The sequence below is a fragment of the Streptomyces sp. NBC_01335 genome (assembly GCF_035953295.1).
Classification (GTDB): Bacteria; Actinomycetota; Actinomycetes; order Streptomycetales; family Streptomycetaceae; genus Streptomyces.
The window spans coordinates 7,548,308-7,566,199 of record NZ_CP108370.1 but is presented as its reverse complement, the minus strand read 5'-3'; the positions used below and the strand labels follow the sequence as shown (position 1 = coordinate 7,566,199).

General features: G+C 73.1%; 15 protein-coding genes. 3 read left to right on the top strand and 12 right to left on the bottom strand.

The genetic code is table 11. The annotated features are described in order from the left end of the window. Nucleotides 1-27 precede the first annotated feature (27 nt). From OG599_RS32060 to OG599_RS32015, 10 genes are all read right to left on the bottom strand, one after another. Entirely contained in the window at nucleotides 28-1,218 is a 1,191-nt protein-coding gene (locus OG599_RS32060; protein ID WP_327179461.1) for a sensor histidine kinase, read from the bottom strand. After that, nucleotides 1,215-2,705 carry a sodium/solute symporter gene (locus OG599_RS32055; RefSeq protein WP_327179460.1) on the bottom strand — a complete coding sequence of 497 codons (1,491 nt, stop codon included), beginning with the start codon at nucleotides 2,703-2,705 and terminating at the stop codon, nucleotides 1,215-1,217. Before OG599_RS32055 ends, OG599_RS32060 begins: the two co-directional genes overlap by 4 nt. 106 nt (nucleotides 2,706-2,811) lie before the next feature. Beyond that, nucleotides 2,812-3,174 (bottom strand): hypothetical protein, encoded by a 363-nt coding sequence (locus OG599_RS32050; RefSeq protein WP_327179459.1) that lies wholly within the window; start codon nucleotides 3,172-3,174, stop codon nucleotides 2,812-2,814. 47 nt (nucleotides 3,175-3,221) lie between these two features. Then, nucleotides 3,222-3,974: a LytR/AlgR family response regulator transcription factor gene (locus OG599_RS32045; protein WP_327179458.1), complete on the bottom strand. Its 753-nt coding sequence runs from the start codon at nucleotides 3,972-3,974 to the stop codon at nucleotides 3,222-3,224. Nucleotides 3,975-4,060: 86 nt separating this feature from the next. Next, nucleotides 4,061-4,921, bottom strand: coding sequence for an Fpg/Nei family DNA glycosylase (locus tag OG599_RS32040; RefSeq protein ID WP_327179457.1), 861 nt, complete (start codon nucleotides 4,919-4,921; stop codon nucleotides 4,061-4,063). 62 nt (nucleotides 4,922-4,983) lie between these two features. Continuing rightward, nucleotides 4,984-5,841: an amidohydrolase family protein gene (locus OG599_RS32035; RefSeq protein ID WP_327179456.1), complete on the bottom strand. Its 858-nt coding sequence runs from the start codon at nucleotides 5,839-5,841 to the stop codon at nucleotides 4,984-4,986. 1 nt (nucleotide 5,842) lies between these two features. Further along, complete coding sequence (locus OG599_RS32030) at nucleotides 5,843-6,856, bottom strand: aldo/keto reductase (RefSeq protein ID WP_327179455.1); 1,014 nt, start codon at nucleotides 6,854-6,856, stop codon at nucleotides 5,843-5,845. Nucleotides 6,857-6,975: 119 nt separating this feature from the next. Then, on the bottom strand, nucleotides 6,976-8,352 hold the full coding sequence (locus OG599_RS32025; RefSeq protein ID WP_327179454.1) for a wax ester/triacylglycerol synthase family O-acyltransferase: 1,377 nt from the start codon (nucleotides 8,350-8,352) through the stop codon (nucleotides 6,976-6,978). A gap of 196 nt (nucleotides 8,353-8,548) precedes the next feature. Further along, nucleotides 8,549-10,723: a SpoIIE family protein phosphatase gene (locus tag OG599_RS32020; protein WP_327179453.1), complete on the bottom strand. Its 2,175-nt coding sequence runs from the start codon at nucleotides 10,721-10,723 to the stop codon at nucleotides 8,549-8,551. A gap of 86 nt (nucleotides 10,724-10,809) precedes the next feature. Further along, on the bottom strand, nucleotides 10,810-12,021 hold the full coding sequence (locus tag OG599_RS32015; RefSeq protein WP_327179452.1) for a DUF6777 domain-containing protein: 1,212 nt from the start codon (nucleotides 12,019-12,021) through the stop codon (nucleotides 10,810-10,812). A 190-nt stretch (nucleotides 12,022-12,211) separates the two neighbouring features. Between OG599_RS32015 and OG599_RS32010 the strand changes: the two genes are divergently transcribed. Together OG599_RS32010 and OG599_RS32005 are read left to right on the top strand one after the other, a co-directional pair. Beyond that, complete coding sequence (locus OG599_RS32010; RefSeq protein WP_327179451.1) at nucleotides 12,212-12,718, top strand: DUF1990 family protein; 507 nt, start codon at nucleotides 12,212-12,214, stop codon at nucleotides 12,716-12,718. A 225-nt stretch (nucleotides 12,719-12,943) separates the two neighbouring features. Beyond that, the gene (locus OG599_RS32005) at nucleotides 12,944-14,383 is read left to right on the top strand and encodes a lipase maturation factor family protein (RefSeq protein WP_327179450.1); all 1,440 of its coding nucleotides are present in this window, start codon (nucleotides 12,944-12,946) and stop codon (nucleotides 14,381-14,383) included. 92 nt (nucleotides 14,384-14,475) lie between these two features. Here OG599_RS32005 and OG599_RS32000 read toward each other — a convergent pair whose 3' ends face one another. Both OG599_RS32000 and OG599_RS31995 read right to left on the bottom strand, forming a co-directional pair. Further along, nucleotides 14,476-14,649 carry a hypothetical protein gene (locus OG599_RS32000; protein WP_327179449.1) on the bottom strand — a complete coding sequence of 58 codons (174 nt, stop codon included), beginning with the start codon at nucleotides 14,647-14,649 and terminating at the stop codon, nucleotides 14,476-14,478. Between the two features lie 377 nt (nucleotides 14,650-15,026). Then, a complete protein-coding gene (locus OG599_RS31995) occupies nucleotides 15,027-16,508 on the bottom strand; it encodes an SDR family NAD(P)-dependent oxidoreductase (protein WP_327179448.1) in 1,482 nt (493 codons plus the stop codon). 342 nt (nucleotides 16,509-16,850) lie between these two features. Between OG599_RS31995 and OG599_RS31990 the strand changes: the two genes are divergently transcribed. Further along, on the top strand, nucleotides 16,851-17,771 hold the full coding sequence (locus OG599_RS31990; RefSeq protein ID WP_327180266.1) for an RNA polymerase sigma factor SigF: 921 nt from the start codon (nucleotides 16,851-16,853) through the stop codon (nucleotides 17,769-17,771). The last annotated feature ends 121 nt before the right edge of the window (nucleotides 17,772-17,892 follow it).

The window sequence follows — 17,892 nt, the reverse complement described above, 5'->3', positions numbered from 1 at the left end:
GATGCCGCGGGGCCTGAGCGTGTCGGGTCAGGAACCGTGCACGCCGGCGCGGTACTTGGGGAACCGCAGGGTGATCTTCATGCCCGCGCCGACGCCGGTCTCGATGACGAGCCCGTAGTCGTCGCCGTACACCTGGCGCAGCCGCTCGTCGACGTTGAGCAGGCCGATACCGGTGGAGGCGCCGCCCTCGCCGCGCAGGATCTGCCGCAGCCGTTCGGGGTCCATGCCGGTGCCGTCGTCCTCGATGACGACCTCGGCCTCGGAGCCCGCGTCCAGGGCGGAGATGGTGATCCTGCTGCGGGTGACGGCCCCTTCGAGCCCGTGTTTGACGGCGTTCTCGACGAGCGGCTGGAGGCAGAGGAAGGGCAGGGCGACGGGCAGCACCTCGGGCGCCACTTGCAGGGTGACCGCGAGCCGTTCACCGAAACGTGCGCGTACCAGCGCCAAGTACTGGTCGATGGAGTGGAGTTCGTCGGCGAGCGTGGTGAAGTCGCCGTGGCGGCGGAAGGAGTAGCGGGTGAAGTCAGCGAATTCCAGCAAGAGTTCGCGGGCCTGCTCGGGATCGGTGCGGACGAACGACGCGATGGCGGCGAGCGAGTTGAAAATGAAGTGCGGGGAGATCTGGGCACGCAGCGCCTTGATCTCGGCCTCGATCAACTGGGTCCGGGAGCGGTCGAGTTCGGCGAGTTCCAGTTGTACGCAGACCCAGCGGGCCACCTCGCCCGTCGCGCGCGCCAGCACCGCCGACTCGCGCGGCGCGTGGGCGACGAGTGCCCCGAGGACCCGGTTGTCGACGGTGAGCGGTACGGCCACCGCCCAGCGCAGCGGGCAGTCGAGGTCCTCGCAGTCGGTGGCGAAGGCGGTGTCGCGGCCGTTCTCCAGCAGGTTCCTGACCTGTTCCATGACGTCCGGGCCGTGGTGGTGTCCCGCGCCGTCCCAGACGAGCACCCGCTCCCGGTCGGTGAGGCAGAGCGCGTCGGTGCCCAGCAGGGAGCGCAGTCGGCGGGCGGAGCGCCGGGCGCTCTCCTCGGTCAGTCCGGCCCGCAGCGGGGGTGCGGCCAGCGACGCGGTGTGCAGGGTCTCGAAGGTCGCGTGCTCGACGGGGGTCCCGACGTCGCTGGGCCGCACGGGACGGGTGGTGCGGCGGCCGAGCAGGAAGGCCGCTCCGGCCGGCAGGGCGGCCGACACGGCGAGGAACGCGATCTGCGCACCGGTCATCGGTCCCTCCCCGCGGTCAGGGCTTCCGGCAGGTGGAAGCGGGTCATCGCCGCGTTGGTGCCCGGGGGCACCCGCCCCGGGGTGGCGAGCGAGACGAGGACCATCGCGAGGAAGCCGACCGGCACCGACCACACGGCGGGCCAGGCCAGCAGCGCGTGGGGCCAGCCCGGCGGCCGTACGGCCCCGCTCACCGTGATCGCGACGGCGAGGAGCGCCGAGCCGCCGCCGAGCAGCAGTCCGGCGATGGCTCCGGGCGGGGTGAGCCGGCGCCACCAGATGCCGAGCACCAGCAGGGGGCAGAAGGACGAGGCGGAGACGGCGAAGGCCATGGCGACCGCGTCGGCCACCGGCACCCTGCTGACCAGCAGCGACCCGGCCAGCGGCACGGCGATGGCGAGGACGGTGGCGGGCCGGAAGTAGCGCACGCCGCGCTGCGGCAGGACGTCCTGGGTGATGACCCCGGCCACGGCGACGGTCAGGCCGGAGGCGGTGGAGAGGAACGCGGCGAAGGCGCCTCCGGCGATCAGCGCGCCCAGCAAGTCGCCGCCGAGTCCGCCGATGACCCGCGCCGGCAGCAGCAGGACGGCCGCGTCGGCGTCGCCTCCGTGCCGCAGTTCGGGGGCGTACAGGCGCCCGAGCGCTCCGTAGACGGGCGGCAGCAGGTAGAAGACGCCGACGAGGGCGAGGACGGCCACGGTGGTGCGTCGGGCGTCGCGGCCGTTGGGGCTGGTGTAGAAGCGGACGACGACGTGCGGGAGCCCCATGGTGCCGAGGAAGGTGGCGACGATCAGCCCGTACGTGGCGTAGAGCGGGTGGTCGGCGCGGAAGACGGCGTGCTGTCCGGTGAAGGTGACGGCGGGGCGGCCGTCGCCCTGCCAGGCGAGGACCAGGAAGAGTGCGGGGACCAGGAGCGCGGTCAGTTTCAGCCAGTACTGGAAGACCTGGACGAAGGTGATCGAGCGCATCCCGCCCGCCGCGACGGCGACCACGACGACCGAGGCGACGAGTACGTCCCCGAACCAGCCGGGCGCGCCGGTGAGGATCTGGAGGGTGAGCCCGGCGCCCTGGAGCTGGGGCACGAGGTAGAGCCAGCCCGCGCCGACGACGAAGACGCTGACCAGGCGGCGCACCGGGCGTGATTCGAGGCGTCCCTCGGCGAAGTCGGGCAGGGTGTAGGCCCCCGAGCGGCGCAGCGGGGCCGCGACGAAGAAGAGGAGCACCAGATATCCGGCCGTGTATCCGACCGGGTACCAGAGCATGTCGGGGCCGTGCACGAGCACGAGTCCGGCGATGCCGAGGAAGGAGGCGGCGGAGAGGTACTCGCCGCTGATCGCCGCCGCGTTCAGCCGGGGGCGGACGGTGCGGGAGGCGACGTAGAAGTCGGAGGTGGTGCGGGATATCCGCAGGCCGAATCCTCCGACGAGCACCGTGGCGAGGACGACGAGGGCGACCGCGGCCCACGACGCCGTGTGGTCGGGCGCGTTCACCGTTCGGGGCACCTTTCACCGGGGCGCCCTTCACCGGAGCGCCCTTGACCGGGGCACCCTTCACCGGGGCGGGCGACGGGGTCGGGCGGGGGGCCGGCGGGGTTTCTCACAGGGCGGGGCGGCCTTCCACGAGCCGGGCGAAGTCCCGCTCGTTGCGTTCGGCCCGGCGTACGTACCACCAGGCGAGCAGGGTGATCGGCGGGTAGGCGGCGAACCCGAGGGCGGCCCAGACGACCGCGCCGCTGTGCAGGGTGGTGAAGACGAGGGGGAGGGTGCCGGCGACGAGCGCGAGGGCGGCGAAGGCGGTGAGTCCGGCCCGGAGCTGGCTGCGCATCAGGGAGCGTACGTAGGCTCCGCCGAGGGCGGTCTGCTCGTCGATCTCGGACTGGGTGCGGTGGCGCGGCAGCGGACGCACCCGCCGGGGCACTCCGGTGACGACCTCGCGCCGGGGCGTGGGCTCTGCGGACATGGGCCGGAAGTCTAGGGCGCGCGGGGGTCGGCTGGAAAGGGGCCTGGTCAGCGGCTTCCCTGGCGCATCAGCCGATCGCGCAGGGCGCGGCTGTGGCGGCGGCTGACGGCGAGTTCCGCACCGCCGATGCGGACGCTCATGCTGCCCGCGTCCAGGCGGAGTTCGTCGATGCGGGCGAGGGCGACGAGGTGGCGGCGGTGGATGCGGACGAAGCCCCGGGAGCGCCAGCGCTCCTCCAGGGTGGTGAGCGGAATCCGTACGAGGTGGCTGCCGGTGTCGGTGTGCAGGCGGGCGTAGTCGCCCTGGGCTTCGGCGTACGCGATGTCCTCGACGGGCACGAACCGGATCACTCCGCCGAGTTCGACCTGCACGGGGTCGCCGCCGGTGTCGTGCGCGGGGGCGGTGCGCTCCCCCACCTGTTCGGCGACGCGGCGGACGGCCTCGGCGAGGCGTTCGCGGCGCACGGGCTTGAGCACGTAGTCGACGGCCTTGAGGTCGAAGGCGTGGCCGGCGAAGCCCTCGTGGGCGGTGACGAAGACGATGAGCGGCGGCGCGGCGAACCCGGCCAGCAGCTGGGCGATGTCGAGACCGGTGAGGCCGGCCATGTGGATGTCCAGGAAGACGACGTCGATCGCGCCGGGGTCGTCGGGCACCGCGTCGACCGCGGCGCCGATGCGGCGCAGCGCCTCGGTGGCGCCGGTGGCACCTTCGGCGCTGCGGATGCGGGGGTCGGCGCGCAGGAGGTAGAGGAGTTCCTCCAGGGCCGGTTCTTCGTCGTCGACGGCGAGTACGCGCAGCATGAGGCCGGAGTGTAGGCGGTGTCCGGCGGACCGAGGGGACACCCCTGGGGCGCGGACCGCTCAGCTCAAGATGCGTGCGGTTCCGCTCACTTCAGGAAGCGTGAGGTCCTGCGGTCGGCGAGCGGTTTCCCGCCGGTCTGGCAGGTGGGGCAGTACTGGAGCGCGGAGTCGCTGAAGGACACCTCCAGGACGGTGTCCCCGCAGACCGGGCAGGGCTCCCCCGCACGTCCGTGGACGCGCATGCCGCTGCGTTTCTCGGACTTGAGCTCGCCGGCGGCGACCCCGCCGGAGCGGGCGACCGCGTCCTCCAGGGTGGTGCGCAGCGCGGTGTGGAGATGGCTGATGTCGTCCTCGCCGAGGTCGGCGGTGCGCTTGAACGGGGACATCTTCGCGGCGTGCAGGATCTCGTCGCTGTAGGCGTTGCCGATGCCCGCGATCAGCGACTGGTCACGGAGTGCGCCCTTGATCTGGCGCCGCTCCCCGTGGAGGAGGGCGGCGAGGGCGTCCCGGTCGAAGTCCGGGGCGAGCGGGTCGGGGCCGAGCCGGGCGATGCCCGGCACCTCCATCGGGTCGTGGACGAGGTACACGGCGAGCCGTTTCTTGCTGCCCATCTCGGTCAGGTCGAATCCGTCGTCGCCGGCGAGGACCACGCGCAGGGCGAGCGGCCCCTTGCCGGGTCCGGGCGGTTTGGCGGGGAAGGAGTCCCGCCACCGGAGCCAGCCGGCCCGGGCCAGATGGGTGACGAGGTGGAGCGGTCCGGCACCGATGTCGAGGAACTTGCCGTGCCGGTCCACCGAGGTGACGGTGGCGCCCTCCAGCGCGGCGGGTGGCGGGTCGTACGTCTTGAGCACGTTGACGGAGAGCGGGAGGACGCGGGCGATCTCCCTGCCGACCAGGTGGTCGCCGAGGAAGACCCGCAGGGCTTCGACTTCCGGCAGCTCGGGCATGTATCCAGCCTGCCGCAGGCCCCGTGCGGTCGGCCACCGCTGGCCGGGCCGACCGGGGCGGTTCAGCCGAGCCGGTACACGCGGGTCGCCGTCCCGGCGAAGACGGCGGCGCGCTCGTCCGCGGAGAGGCCGGCGGTGAGCGTGCGCGCGGCGTCCAGGACCTCCGCGTACGGGGCGGCGAGCCGGCACACGGGCCAGTCCGAGCCGAACATCAGCCGGTGCGGTCCGAACGCTTCGAGCAGGACGTCGGTGAAGGGGCGCAGGTCGTCCGTGGTCCAGTGGTGCGGGTCGGCTTCGGTGACGAGGCCGGAGAGCTTGCAGACCGCGTTGGGCAGCGCGGCCAGCCCGCGCAGGTCGTCGGCCCAGGGCTGGAGGTGTCCCTGGGCGACGGGGGGCTTCCCCGCGTGGTCGAGTACGAAGGTGAGCCCGGGCAGCAGCGCGGCGGCGGCCGTGGCGGCGGGCAGCTGGTGGGGGCGGACGATCAGGTCGTAGGCGAGACCGGCGTCGGCGACGGCGGCCAGGCCGCGCAGTACGTCGGGGCGGAGCAGCCAGCGCGGGTCGCTCTCGCCCTGGACCTGGTGGCGGATGCCGGTCAGCAGGTCGCCGCCGGGCAGCTCCCGCAGTGCGGCGAGGGCGCCGGCGACGTCCGGGGCGGTGAGGTCGGTCCAGCCGACGACCCCGGCGACGAGGTCGCTGCCGTGGGCGAGGGCGAGGAACTCGGGCGTCTCCTCGGCGACGGTGACGGTCTGGACGAGGACGGTGGCGCCCACGCCCGCCGCCCGGGCCTCGGGTTCCAGGTCGGCGAGGGTGAAGTTGCGCCGGATGGGGGCGAGTTCCTCGCCGGTGATCCACTCCTGGTCGCGTACGGAGAGGTCCCAGACGTGGTGGTGGGCGTCGACGGTCGTCGCGGGGGCCGTCATGTCAGCGCTCCTCGGGGGCGCGGGACCCGGTGGGTGCGCCGGGGGCCGGGAGGAGCCCTTCGGCCCGCAGGTCGTCCCAGAGCGCCGACGGCAGCGGGGTACGCAGCAGGGCGGCGGCGTCGCGCACCTCGTCGGGCGAGCGGGTGCCGACCAGCACGCTGGCGACGGCCGGGTGGGCGAGGGAGTGGTGCAGGGCGGCGGCGCGCAGCGGGACGCCGTGCGCCTCGGTGACGGCCTTCATGCGCAGGGCGCGTTCGAGCAGTGCGGCGGGGGCGGCCGCGTAGTCGTACGGGGCGCCGGGGCGCGGGTCGGCGAGGAGGCCCGAGTTGAAGACCCCGCCGACGACGACGCTGCGGCCCCGGGCCTCGGCCTCGGGGAGGAGTTCGTCCAGCGCGCTGCCGTCGAGCAGGGTGTGGCGGCCGGCGCAGAGCACGACGTCGACGTCGGTGTCCCGGAGGAAGCGGGTGAGCATCGCGGTCTGGTTCATTCCGGCGCCGATCGCGCCGACGACGCCCTCGTCGCGCAGCCGTTCCAGGGCGGGGTAGGCCTCGCCGAAGGCGGCTTCCGCGTGATCGTCGGGGTCGTGCAGATAGGCCACGTCGATCCGTTCGAGACCCAGGCGCCCCAGGCTGTCCTCGATGGACCTGCGCACCCCGTCCGCGCTGAAGTCCCAGCGTCTGCGGTGGGTCACGGGGACGGCGAACCCGTCGTCGAGGCCACCGTCCGGCACCGGGGCCCCGGCGGGCAGCGGGTCGAGGATCCGACCGACCTTGGTGGAGAGGGTGTACGAGGAGCGGGGCCGGGACCGCAGTGCGGCTCCGAGCCGCCGCTCGGAGAGGCCGAGGCCGTAGTGCGGGGCGGTGTCGAAGTGCCGGACGCCCTCGTCCCACGCGGCGTCCACCGCGAGGTCCGCCTGCTCGGGGTCGACGACGCTGAAGAGATTGCCGATGGCCGCTGCCCCGAAGGACAGTTCGGTGACCTCGACGGCGGTACGTCCGAGTGTGCTGCGCCGCATGGCCTGCCGCCCTCACTGAATGATCGCTTTCCGTACAGGGCGATAATTCATCGGATCACTGGGGCAAGTCAACCGAGTGGATGCTGCTCATTTCCTCCCTTTACCAGGAATCAGTCCGATCACTCCACCAGGCCGAGCGTCCGCAGGGGCGCCCCGGCGAGCTCTTGGAGCGCCGCGAGCTCGTCGGTCATCGCCGCTCCGAGCAGGTCGAGGTCGGGCAGCGCCCGGCCGTCGGCGACCAGGCCGACCTGCACCCGCCCGCCGTACGTCGAGAGCGCCACGGCGAGCGACTGCCCGCGCGCCAGCGGGGCCATCGGGTAGAGGGAGCGCAGTGGGCAGCCGCCCAGCGAGAGTGCGGCGCGAGGCAGCGGGACGCTGGTGACCAGGAGGTCGAAGAGCATCCGGGCCGCGTTCCCGGCGAGGGGGGCGCCGAAGCGGTGGGCGAGCGGCGGCAGCCGGTCGGCCAGTACGGCGACGGCGCCCGCGCCCTTCAGCGGACCGGCCGCCTTGTTGCGCTCCATCGCGATGCGTACGGCCCGCAGCCTGCGGCGGGGGTCCGGCTCGGAGACCGGGAGGCCGACGAGGTAGGCGGAGAGCCGGTTGCCGTTCTGGGCGGTCCCGCCGGGGCGCCGGCGCGAGACGGGCACCAGGGCCCGGGGGGCGTCGCCGGGCAGTTCCTCGCCGCGCCCGGTCATCCACCGCCTCAGCGCCCCGGCGACGACGGCGAGCAGCACGTCATTGGCCGTACCGCCTTCGCTTCTGCGGACGCGCTGCACGGCCTCGGCGTCCAGGTCCGCGGTGACGAGCCGCCGGGTGCCGCTGGAGCCTGCCGCCAGGGCACCGGAGCCGCCGGGCGCCAGCCGGCTGGCGCGCACCACGGAGGCCCCGACGCCCAGCGCCCGCCCGACCTCTTCGAGCCGGCCGAGCGCGAGACCGGCGACCTCCCGGGGGCCGGGCGTCCAGGAGCGCGGCGGGACGGGGGCGCGCCGTACGGCCGTCGCGCGGCGGGAGGCGACGGCCGCGATCTCGTCGAAGATCCCCGCGCCGATCGCGACGGCGCGCATGCCGTCGGCCAGCGCGTGGTGCAGCTTGACCAGCACGGCGAACGGTCCGTCGCCGGAACCGCTCTCCAGCAGGTACATCTCCCAGGGCGGCAGCCCCCGGGCGATCGGGCGTTCCATCAGGTCGCCCGCGAGCGAGGTCGCCGCCGCCGTGAAGTCCCCCGGGGGCAGCGCGGTGCGGTGCACATGGCGGCGGACGTCGAAGTCCTTGTCGGTGGACCAGGCCGCGCCGCCGAGGGGCAGCAGGACGTCCCGTACCCGCATCCGGAGCCGGGGGACGGCCGCAGCGCGCTCCCGGAGCAGTTCCAGCACGTCCTGCCGCGGGCCGCCGGGCACCGGGGAGAAGACGGCGAGCGCGCCCAGGTGCATCGGGTGGGCCTCGGACTCCAGGTGCCAGAAGGCGAGATCGAGAGGGGCGAGCAGTTCGGTACCCATGGGGGACCTCATGTCATCGGGGGAAGGGCTGGACCGCCGTGCGGCCCCCAGTCAAACCACGGCCGTCGGTTACGGTCAAGAACGGACATGTTACGTTCCGCTACCGCACGGTAGATGGTCGAGTCCGTTCACGGGCTGGCAAAGTTCGGGCTGGCATAGCCCGGGCCGGGTGAGGGCGGGCCGGGTGAGGGCGGGCTCAGGAACGCCGGGACGGACCGAACCGTCCGGGGCCGCCGGGCCGGTCGGGCGGTTCGGGCCGGTCGGGGAGCTCGTGGGGCTCACGGCGGGCGGGCCTCCCCGGCCGGTCGAACCGTTCGGGGATGAGGAACTCGCCCCAGACGCACTTGCCGCCGCCCCGCGACTCCACCCCCCAGACGTCGGCGAGCCGGTCGACGAGCATCAGCCCGCGCCCGGAGACACCGGCGTCCCCCGCGTCGCGGCGGCGCGGCAGCGCGCTGGACCGGTCCTCCACGTCCACCCGCAGCCGGCGCTCGCCTCCGGCGAGGATCCGGATGGTGACGATCACCCCGCCGTCCGTGTGCATCAGGGCATTGGTCATCAGCTCGTCGGCGGCGAGTTCGATCTCGTCCGCACGTTCCCTGGCGCCCCAGGCGCGGACCGCCGCCCTGATCATGTGACGGGCCGAACTCAGCGCCTCCGGGTCGTTCTGGGCCACGTGCTGCCGGAGCCGCCCGCCGGGCTGCGGCGTGGGCGCCGCGTCCCGCCGCAGCAGGAGGACCGCCACGTCGTCCTCACCGCCGCGCTCGTCGACCGAATCGCAGAGCCGGCCGGCCAGCCGCCGGATGTCCTGCGGGCCGCCCCGCACCATGTCGGTCAGCAGCCGCATTCCGGCGTCGAAATCGGTGTCGGGGAGCTCCACCAGGCCGTCGGTGTAGAACACCAGCGTCTGCCCGGGGTCGAGTTCGACGGTGCTCACCGGATAGTCCAGGCTGCCGAACTCGGCCGAGAGCCCGAGCGGCAGGCCGCCTTCGACGAACAGCTTGTGGCAGCTGCCGTCGGGGTTGCGGACCAGCGGTTCCATGTGCCCGGCCCGGACCATCTGCATCACCCCGGTGGTCAGGTCGACCTCGGCGTAGTTGCAGGTGGCGAAGCGGTCGGTGTCCAGCTCGTGCAGGAAGACGGAGGCACGGGCCATGACCGTGGCGGGGCTGTGCCCCTCGGCCGCGTAGGCGCGCAGCACGATCCGGAGCTGTCCCATCACGGCCGCGGCGTGGGTGTCGTGGCCCTGTACGTCCCCGATGACGGCGCCGACCCGGCCGCCGGGGAGCGGGATGACGTCGTACCAGTCGCCGCCGATGTCGCGCCCCATCCGGGCGGACCGGTACTGGACGGCGACCTGCGCGCCCGGCACCTCCGGGATGCGGCGCGGCAGCATCGCCTGCTGGAGCCCCTCGGCGAGGTCGTGCTCCTGCTCGTAGAGCATCGCGCGCTGAAGGCTCTGCGCGATCGAACTGCCGAGGGAGACCAGGAGGTTGCGCTCGTCGTCGGCGAAGCCCACCCGGTCGTTGTACAGCAGGCCGAGCGCGCCGATCGGGCGGGCCTGGGCGATGAGCGGCAGATAGGCGGCGGAGGTGATCCCGAGATGGCCGACCTGGTCCCAGAGCTCGGGGTAGGAGGTGGCGAAGTCCTCGGAGGTCTCGATGAACCGGGGCTCCAGCGTCCGCAGCACCTCGCTCATGGGGTATCGCTCGTCCACCCGCGTGTAGCGGGTGCCCGGCACGAACGACCCCTCGGGTCCGTCCGCCACCAGATGGATGCGCCCGGCCTCCAGCAGCCCCATGACGAGGCTGGTCGCCCCCAGGTGGGCCAGGCCCCGGGAGTTCTTGAGCACGTCGATGACGTCCTGCACCGTACGGGCGTGGGCGAGCGCCGCCGAGGTGGCCTGCACCAGGCTGGTCCGCCGGCGCCGCTCCTCGTCGAGCTCCTGACGCGCGGCGGAGTCCGCCAGTTCCTGGGAGGCGTCCCGGACGATGCCCAGGATGCGGCGGGGCCGGCCCTCGCTGTCGCGGCGGATGAACCCCTGCGTATGGGTCCAGCGCAGCGAGCCGTCGCGGAGGCGGCAGCGGAAGTAGGCGCCGTAGCTCTCCCGTCCCGCCTTCAGCGCCTGCGTGACCATGGCGTCGAGCCGGGCGCCCTCGTCCTCGGGAACCCGCGGGGAGAGGGAGGTCGGCTGGTCGTCGTACTCCTCGGCCCGCAGATCGAACACGTCCAGCGCGGGCTGGTCCATGTGCATGAGGCCACTGTCCAGATCCCAGTCGAAGCTGCCCATACGGTTCAGGGCGAGGCTGAGGTCCGGGTGGGCGGGCCAGTCTTCCGGGAATGACAGGGCACCCGCTACCCGATCATCCATGTCGGCCACTCTGCCACCCTTTGTCCGATTCTTCGAGCGGTTCGCGAGGCGGGCGGGCCCGAGCAGTGCGACGCGGCCTCGACCGGTCACGCCGTGGACTTCTCCTGTCCCGCCTCCGCCTCACCGGGGTCGCCCGGATCGCCGGCGTGGCCCTGGAACCCGGAGTCCGCGTCCCCGGTGAAGTCCGGCAGGCCGTCGCCGAACGGGTCGCCCGTGAAGTCCGGCAGGTCCACGTACGGGTCCTGAGTGAAGTCCGGCAGGTCCGCGTACGGATCGCCGGTGAAGTCCGGGAGGCCGTCGGCGGACGCGTCGCCGGTGAAGTCCGGCAGGTCCGCATACGGGTCCTGGGTGAAGTCCGGCAGGCCGTCGGCGGACGCACCGTCCGAGTCGGGGGAGCCGGCGGCGGGGGCGCCGTCGTCCGGGCCGGTGGCGGCCCGGTCGGAGTCCGCCGCGCCGTCGGGCGCCTGCCGCGCTCCGTCGGGCGAGAAGGGGAAGAAACCGTCGCCGGGGCCGGCCTCCGGCGGGGCGGAGGGGTTGCCGTCCTCGGCGCCCTCTCCGCTCGGCCGCTCGATCCACGTCCCCTCGACGAGATCCGCGATGACCAGGCTCTCCAGCACGCCGGCGCTGGGGGCGACGTCCAGCACCCGCTCCGGGGCGTACGAGGCCCAGCGCTCGCCCCGGTCGGCGATCCGTCCCGTGAGGGGCGCAGCGGGCGCGAGCGGGTTGCCGGAGGCGCACCGCACCCGGGGCAGCCCCCGGCTGTCGACCATCACGGCGGTGCCCGCCTGGAGCACGGTCTGGAAGCTGGTGGGGGCGCCCGAGGCGAAGCCGTGGTCGGTGACCCGTACGTCGGCGCGCAGCACCACCGGGGTCAGCGCGCGCAGGTATCCGGGGATCTGCACCGCCTCGATGCCCGCCACCCGCGCGAAGGCCCGGGCGCGGGCGGGGTCCTCGGTCAGCAGGTCGGCCTGCGCGCCCACATCGCAACTGGGGGTGTTCCGGACGCCCCCGTAGAGCCCCGCCGCGTCGCCCGTGACGGTGTGGACGGCCGGAGCGGCGGCGGGGGCGCCGCCCGCCGGGAGCGGCTGCGCGTCCTCGGCTCCGGGGACCTCTCCGGCCGTGGACCGGGTGAAGGGCGCGGGCCCCCGGGCGGCGGCCGGCTGGAGCAGTACCTCGTGGCCGACGGTCGTCGCGGCGGGCCGGGCCGCCCCGGGTGCGCCGGAACACCCGGCCGCGGAGAGTGCCGCCACGGAGACCACGGCGGACAGGGCATACGGAAGTCGTCGGGACGAGCGCACGGTGCTCTCCTGCCAGTACGTACGGGGGTGGTGGGTCCCCTCATGTCTGACGCACCTCCGTACCGGTCGCAAGCCGGGATACGGCCGCCCGGCGCAGCCTTGAACGCGTTCAAGAGAGGTACTAGGCTGACGGCGCAGCACCCGCGGCACCACGGCCCGGCGGGCGTACGCGAACAGAGGGCAGGCCGACGTGCACACCTTCACCTATCCGGAGACCGGCGCCACCCGTCGGCGCCCGCTGCCGGGCGGGTACGACCATCTGCACCACCGCGCCCCGGTGGGCCGCGGCCGGGCCTCGTTCGAGGCGGCCGGTGCGGCGGTGACCGAGTGGCGCATGCACCGCGCGACGGGGTTCCCCGTCGCGGCTTCCGCGGACCGCGCGGCGGTGGGCACATCCGTCGAAGTGACCCTGCGCCTGGGGCCGTTGCGCCTCAAGGCTCCCTGCGAAGTGGTGTGGACCGAGTACACCGGCGAGCGCATCGGCTTCGCGTACGGAACGCTCGACGGCCATCCGGAGCGGGGCGAGGAGTCCTTCGTCGTTGAGCTGGCGGAAGACGGCACCGTCTGGTTCGACGTCACGGCGTTCTCCCGGCCCGCCCTCTGGTACACCCGCCTGGCCGGACCGCTCGTCCGGGTGCTCCAGCGGAGCTACGCCCGGTACCTGGGGCGAACCCTGCGCCGCATCGCCGCCGACTGAGTTAGGGCGTGTCCGACCATGCGCGTCGGATCAGCGGGCGGTGTCCGGTGCGGTGCGTCGCAAGGCGGAGGACCGCCCGAGTACGGGACGTACTCGGGCGGTCCGACAACGCCGCGAGGTGCCATGCCGGGCGCCGACCGCCCGGCGGGAATGGTCAGACACGGCCCAGGCCGGTCGCCGCGTCGGTCACACCGCACCGGGCCGGGCTGACCGATACTGACGCCGGTGGACTGGTTCACCGCGGACGGCTACGGGCTGAGCAGACTGATCTTCCAACGCGCTCTCGCCGCCGTCTATCTCACCGCGTTCCTCACCGCCGCCCTCCAGTTCCGCGCGCTGATCGGCGAGCGGGGCATACTGCCGGTGCCCGAACTGCTGCGGCGCACCCACTGGACCGCCGCCCCCGGGCTCTTCCGGCTCCACTACTCGGACCGCTTCTTCGCGGCCGTCGCCTGGTCCGGCTGCGCGGTCTCGGTCGCGCTCCTGGCCGGACTGGACGGCCTGGTGCCGCTGTGGGGCGCCTTGCTCCTGTGGGCGCTGCCCTGGGCCCTCTACCTCTCGATCGTGCAGGTCGGACAGGTCTGGTACGGCTTCGGCTGGGAGTCGCTGCTGCTGGAGACCGGGTTCCTGGCCATCTTCCTCGGCAACGAGAGGACGGCGCCGCCGGTTCTGGTGCTCTGGCTGATGCGCTGGCTGCTGTTCCGGGTGGAGTTCGGGGCCGGTCTCATCAAGATGCGCGGGGACGAGTGCTGGCGTCGGCTGACCTGCCTGGACTTCCACCACGAGACGCAGCCGATGCCGGGCCCGCTCAGCTGGTTCTTCCACCATCTGCCGCCCCCTGTGCACCGGGGGGAGGTAGCCGCCAACCACGTCACCCAACTCCTCGTCCCCTTCCTGCTGTTCACCCCTCAGCCGGTGGCGGGCGTGGCGGCGGCCATCATGGCCGTCACCCAGCTGTGGCTGATCGTCTCCGGCAACTTCGCCTGGCTGAACTGGCTCACGGTCGCCCTCGCGCTCTCCGCGATCGACTGGTCCCCGCTCGCGGGCCCGCCCCGGCAACTGCCCGGCGCCCCGCTCTGGTACGAGAGCGTGGTCTGCGCGGTCACCGTCCTTCTCCTGGTGCTCGGTTACCGGCCGGCCCGCAATCTGCTCTCCCGCCACCAGGTGATGAACCGCTCCTACGACCCGCTCCATCTGGTCAACACCTACGGCGCGTTCGGCAGCATCAGCAGGGTGCGGCTCGAGGTCGTCGTCGAGGGAACCGACGACACGGTGATCCACCCGGGCACGCGCTGGCGGGAGTACGGGTTCAGGGGGAAGCCGGGGGATCCGGGCCGTCTCCCCCGCCAGTTCGCCCCGTACCATCTGCGGCTCGACTGGATGATGTGGTTCGCCGCGCTCTCCCCCGCGTACGCCCGTTCCTGGTTCGGCCCGTTCACCGAGCGGCTGCTGGGCGGCGACCGGGACACCCTGCGGCTGCTGGACCACAACCCCTTCCCGGACGGGCCGCCCGCCCACGTGCGGGCGTCGGTGTACCGGTACCGCTTCACCGACGCCGCCGAGCTGCGGAGCACCGGGCGGTGGTGGCACCGCACCTACGTACGGGAGTTCATGCGCCCGGTGCGCCGACCGCTGCCGCTCCGGCCGCCGGAGGATTCCGGGTGAGCCGCACCGCCCGCCCCGGACGTGCGAGAGCCCCGGTCCCGCCCGTCGGGGCGGGGGCCGGGGCTCTCGTGCACGCGGCGGGAGACCGGGGGTCAGTCGATGCCGGGCAGGATGTGCGGTTCGGCGAGGTCGTCCTCGTATCCGGCCAGCCGGATCGGGGCCGACCTGGCCCAGACCTCGATGTTCCGGAGCTTCTCGGGCCTACGGGATTGACCGCCGGTTCGCTCGGCCGGTCGCTTCTCGTCTGTCGTCAGTTCAGGTGTCACCGCGCACTCCTTCGCGTCGCGTAACCCCCGGCAGTGGGGTACCGCGGCTTCTCCACCGCGGACCACCGCACGCAGGGGCGGGGGCATGGGCATACGGTCGCGGTGGCGCCGGTACGGGGCGGGACGACGGCCTGGTTGCAGACCTGTCCCGGGACGATCGAGGAAGCTTCGTGGATCCCTCGGTGCCGTCCGTTCGCCCCAGCGTAACCAAATGAGCGCCATCCCGCTCGACAGAACGTGTGCCTTGGGTCACTTTCGGCCAAATGAAGCCGCTCAGGGGGGCTGCGGCGGGGGCTCCGGGGGCGGGTGGGACGACAGGACGGCCGCACCCCGGGTCGGGGTGCGGCCGTCCTGCGAGCGGCTCCGGGTGCGGGCGGTCACCAGCCCGCGGGGGCGTAGTCCTTCAGGAAGCAGCCGTAGAGCTCCTCGCCGGCTTCGCCGCGCACGATCGGGTCGTAGACGCGGGCGGCGCCGTCCACCAGGTCGAGGGGGGCGTGGAAGCCCTCCTCGGCCAGGCGCATCTTGTCCGGGTGCGGGCGTTCGTCGGTGATCCAGCCGGTGTCGACGGCCGTCATCAGGATGCGGTCCTTCTCGAACATCTCCTGGGCGCTGGTGCGCGTCAGCATGTTCAGGGCGGCCTTGGCCATGTTGGTGTGCGGGTGGCCCGCTCCCTTGTAGCCGCGGCCGAAAACGCCTTCCATGGCGGAGACGTTGACCACGTACGCCCGGCCCGCGGCGGCGGCCATCGCCGGACGCAGACGGCTGATCAGGATGAACGGCGCGGTGGAGTTGCAGAGCTGCACCTCCAGGAGTTCGATCGGCTCGACCTCCTCCACCGTCTGGATCCAGCTGTTGGTGTCGTGCAGGTCGGGTACGAGCCCGCCCGCGTCGATGGCCGTGCCGGCCGCGATGCGCTCCAGTGAGGCGGATCCGGTGACCAGCGCGAGACCGGTGACGTCGGCGGCGGTCAGCCCCTCCCTGCGGGCGGCGGGCAGCGCGGCCACCCGGTCGACGCTGCCGCTGCCGAAGGTGCCGATGACCTCGGCCGGCGGCAGTACCCCGGCGGGCAGCGGGGCCGACTCGGCGGCGAGCAGTTCGCTGTACGCCTGCGGGGACCGGCGTACGGTCTGCGCCGCGTTGTTGATCAGGATGTCCAGCGGGCCCTCGGCCGCGACGGAGTCGGCCAGCGCGACGACCTGGGCGGGGTCGCGGAGGTCGATGCCGACGATCTTCAGCCGGTGGATCCACTCGTTGCTGTCCGGCATCGCCTTGAAGCGGCGGATCGCGTCGTTCGGGAAGCGGGTCGTGATCGTGGTGTGGGCGCCGTCGCGCAGCAGCCGCAGCGCGATGTACATGCCGATCTTCGCCCGGCCGCCGGTGAGCAGTGCGCGGCGGCCCGTGAGGTCCGTCCGCGCGTCGCGCCGGGCCCTGTTCTCGCGGGCGCAGTCCTGGCAGAGCTGGTGGTAGAAGGCGTCCACCTCGGTGTAGCGGGTCTTGCAGATGTAGCAGGAGCGCGGCCGCTGGAGGATGCCCGCGATCTCCGCGGTGGCCGAGGAGGAGGGCAGGACGCCCTGCGTCTCGTCGTCGATCCGCTCGGCGGAACCGGTCGCGGTCGCCTCGGTGACGGCCTTGTCGTGGGCCGTCTTGGCGGCGCGGCGCTCCTGGCGGCGACGCTGCTTCACCGTCCGGTAGATCCCGGCGGTGGCCCGTCGCACCTTGATGGCGTCGGGGTGGTCGACGTCGATGGAGTCGAGCTCGTCCAGCACGCTCAGGCAGACGGCCAGCCGCTCCGGAGCGATACCGGGACCGAAGTCCTCGATGTCGGGCGCGAGTCCCTGGCTTTCCTCTGTCACCGTCATGCTGCTGCTTCCTCTGTCGTCCTGGGTGGTGTCGGCGGATCGGAGTCGGTCAGGTCGTCGTGACCCCGGCCACGTTCCGCCGGACACCGCCTGCCCCGCGGGCCACCGGTCGTCGCGGGCGCGGACACCCGGTCAAGTCTGCCATGTGCGCACCCCTCCTCCGTCCGGGTGTACACATGCTCCGCGCGCGCGGAGGCGGGTGCGGCCCGGGCGGTGCGGTGACGCGGCCCACGCATCACGCCGACCGGATCTCCGCGAAAATTTCTGAAATCGGCAGGCATGACTCCGGAATACCCGGGCAGACGCCGGACCGACAGCTACGGCAACAGGGAGGGCGACACCATGACGGCGATGTCACTGCGAACCACCGGAACCGACGCCGCGGAGGCGTCGTTGCACGACCGGGCGGGAACGCGGACACCTGCCGGTGTCGGTACGGAGACGGGTCAGGGCGAACTGCCCTGGATCGAGGAGGCCGGGAAGGTGGCCCCGCAGGACGCGCGGGCCCTCTCGAAGATCTTCTTCGACCGCCTCCAGACGGTCGAGGAAGGCACCCGCGAGCACCAGTACGCCCGCAACACACTGATCGAGATGAATCTCTCACTGGTGCGGTTCGCGGCCTCGCGGTTCCGCAACCGGGGCGGGGACGACACCGAGGACATCATCCAGGTCGGCACGATCGGCCTGATCAAGGCGATCGACCGGTTCGACCTCTCCCGCGAGGTGGAGTTCGCCACGTTCGCGGTGCCGTACATCGTGGGTGAGATCAAGCGGTTCTTCCGCGACACCACCTGGTCCGTGCACGTGCCGCGCCGTCTCCAGGAGCTGCGCGTGGAACTGGCCAAGGCGAAGGAGCAGCTCTCCTCGCAGCTGGACCGCGACCCCACGGTGAAGGAGCTCTCGGCCCACCTCGACCTCTCCGAGGAGGAGATCATCGAGGGTCTGGTCGCCGCCAACGGCTACTCGGCCGGCTCGCTCGACACCCCGTCCTCCGACAGCGACGACGGCCAGGACCAGCGCGCCTACGCCGAAATGCTGGGCGAGCGGGACCCCGCCATGGAGACGGTCGAGAACCTGCACACCCTCGCGCCGCTGCTGGAGCAGCTCGACGACCGCGAGCGCCGCATCGTGCAGATGCGGTTCGGGCAGGAGATGACCCAGGCGCAGATCGGCGCGGAGCTGGGCGTCTCGCAGATGCACGTGTCGCGGCTGCTGAGCCGGATCGTGGCGCGGCTGCGCGCCGGGATGTCCGTCGAGGAGTAAGGCGGCTTCCAGTCGGAGCAGCCGCCGGACTCGCTCCGGCCGGCCCTCCCGAGACCCACGTCCGGCGCTCCGGCACCGGGCGTGGGTCATTTATGCTTCCAGGCGTGGCGTGGGGAAACCC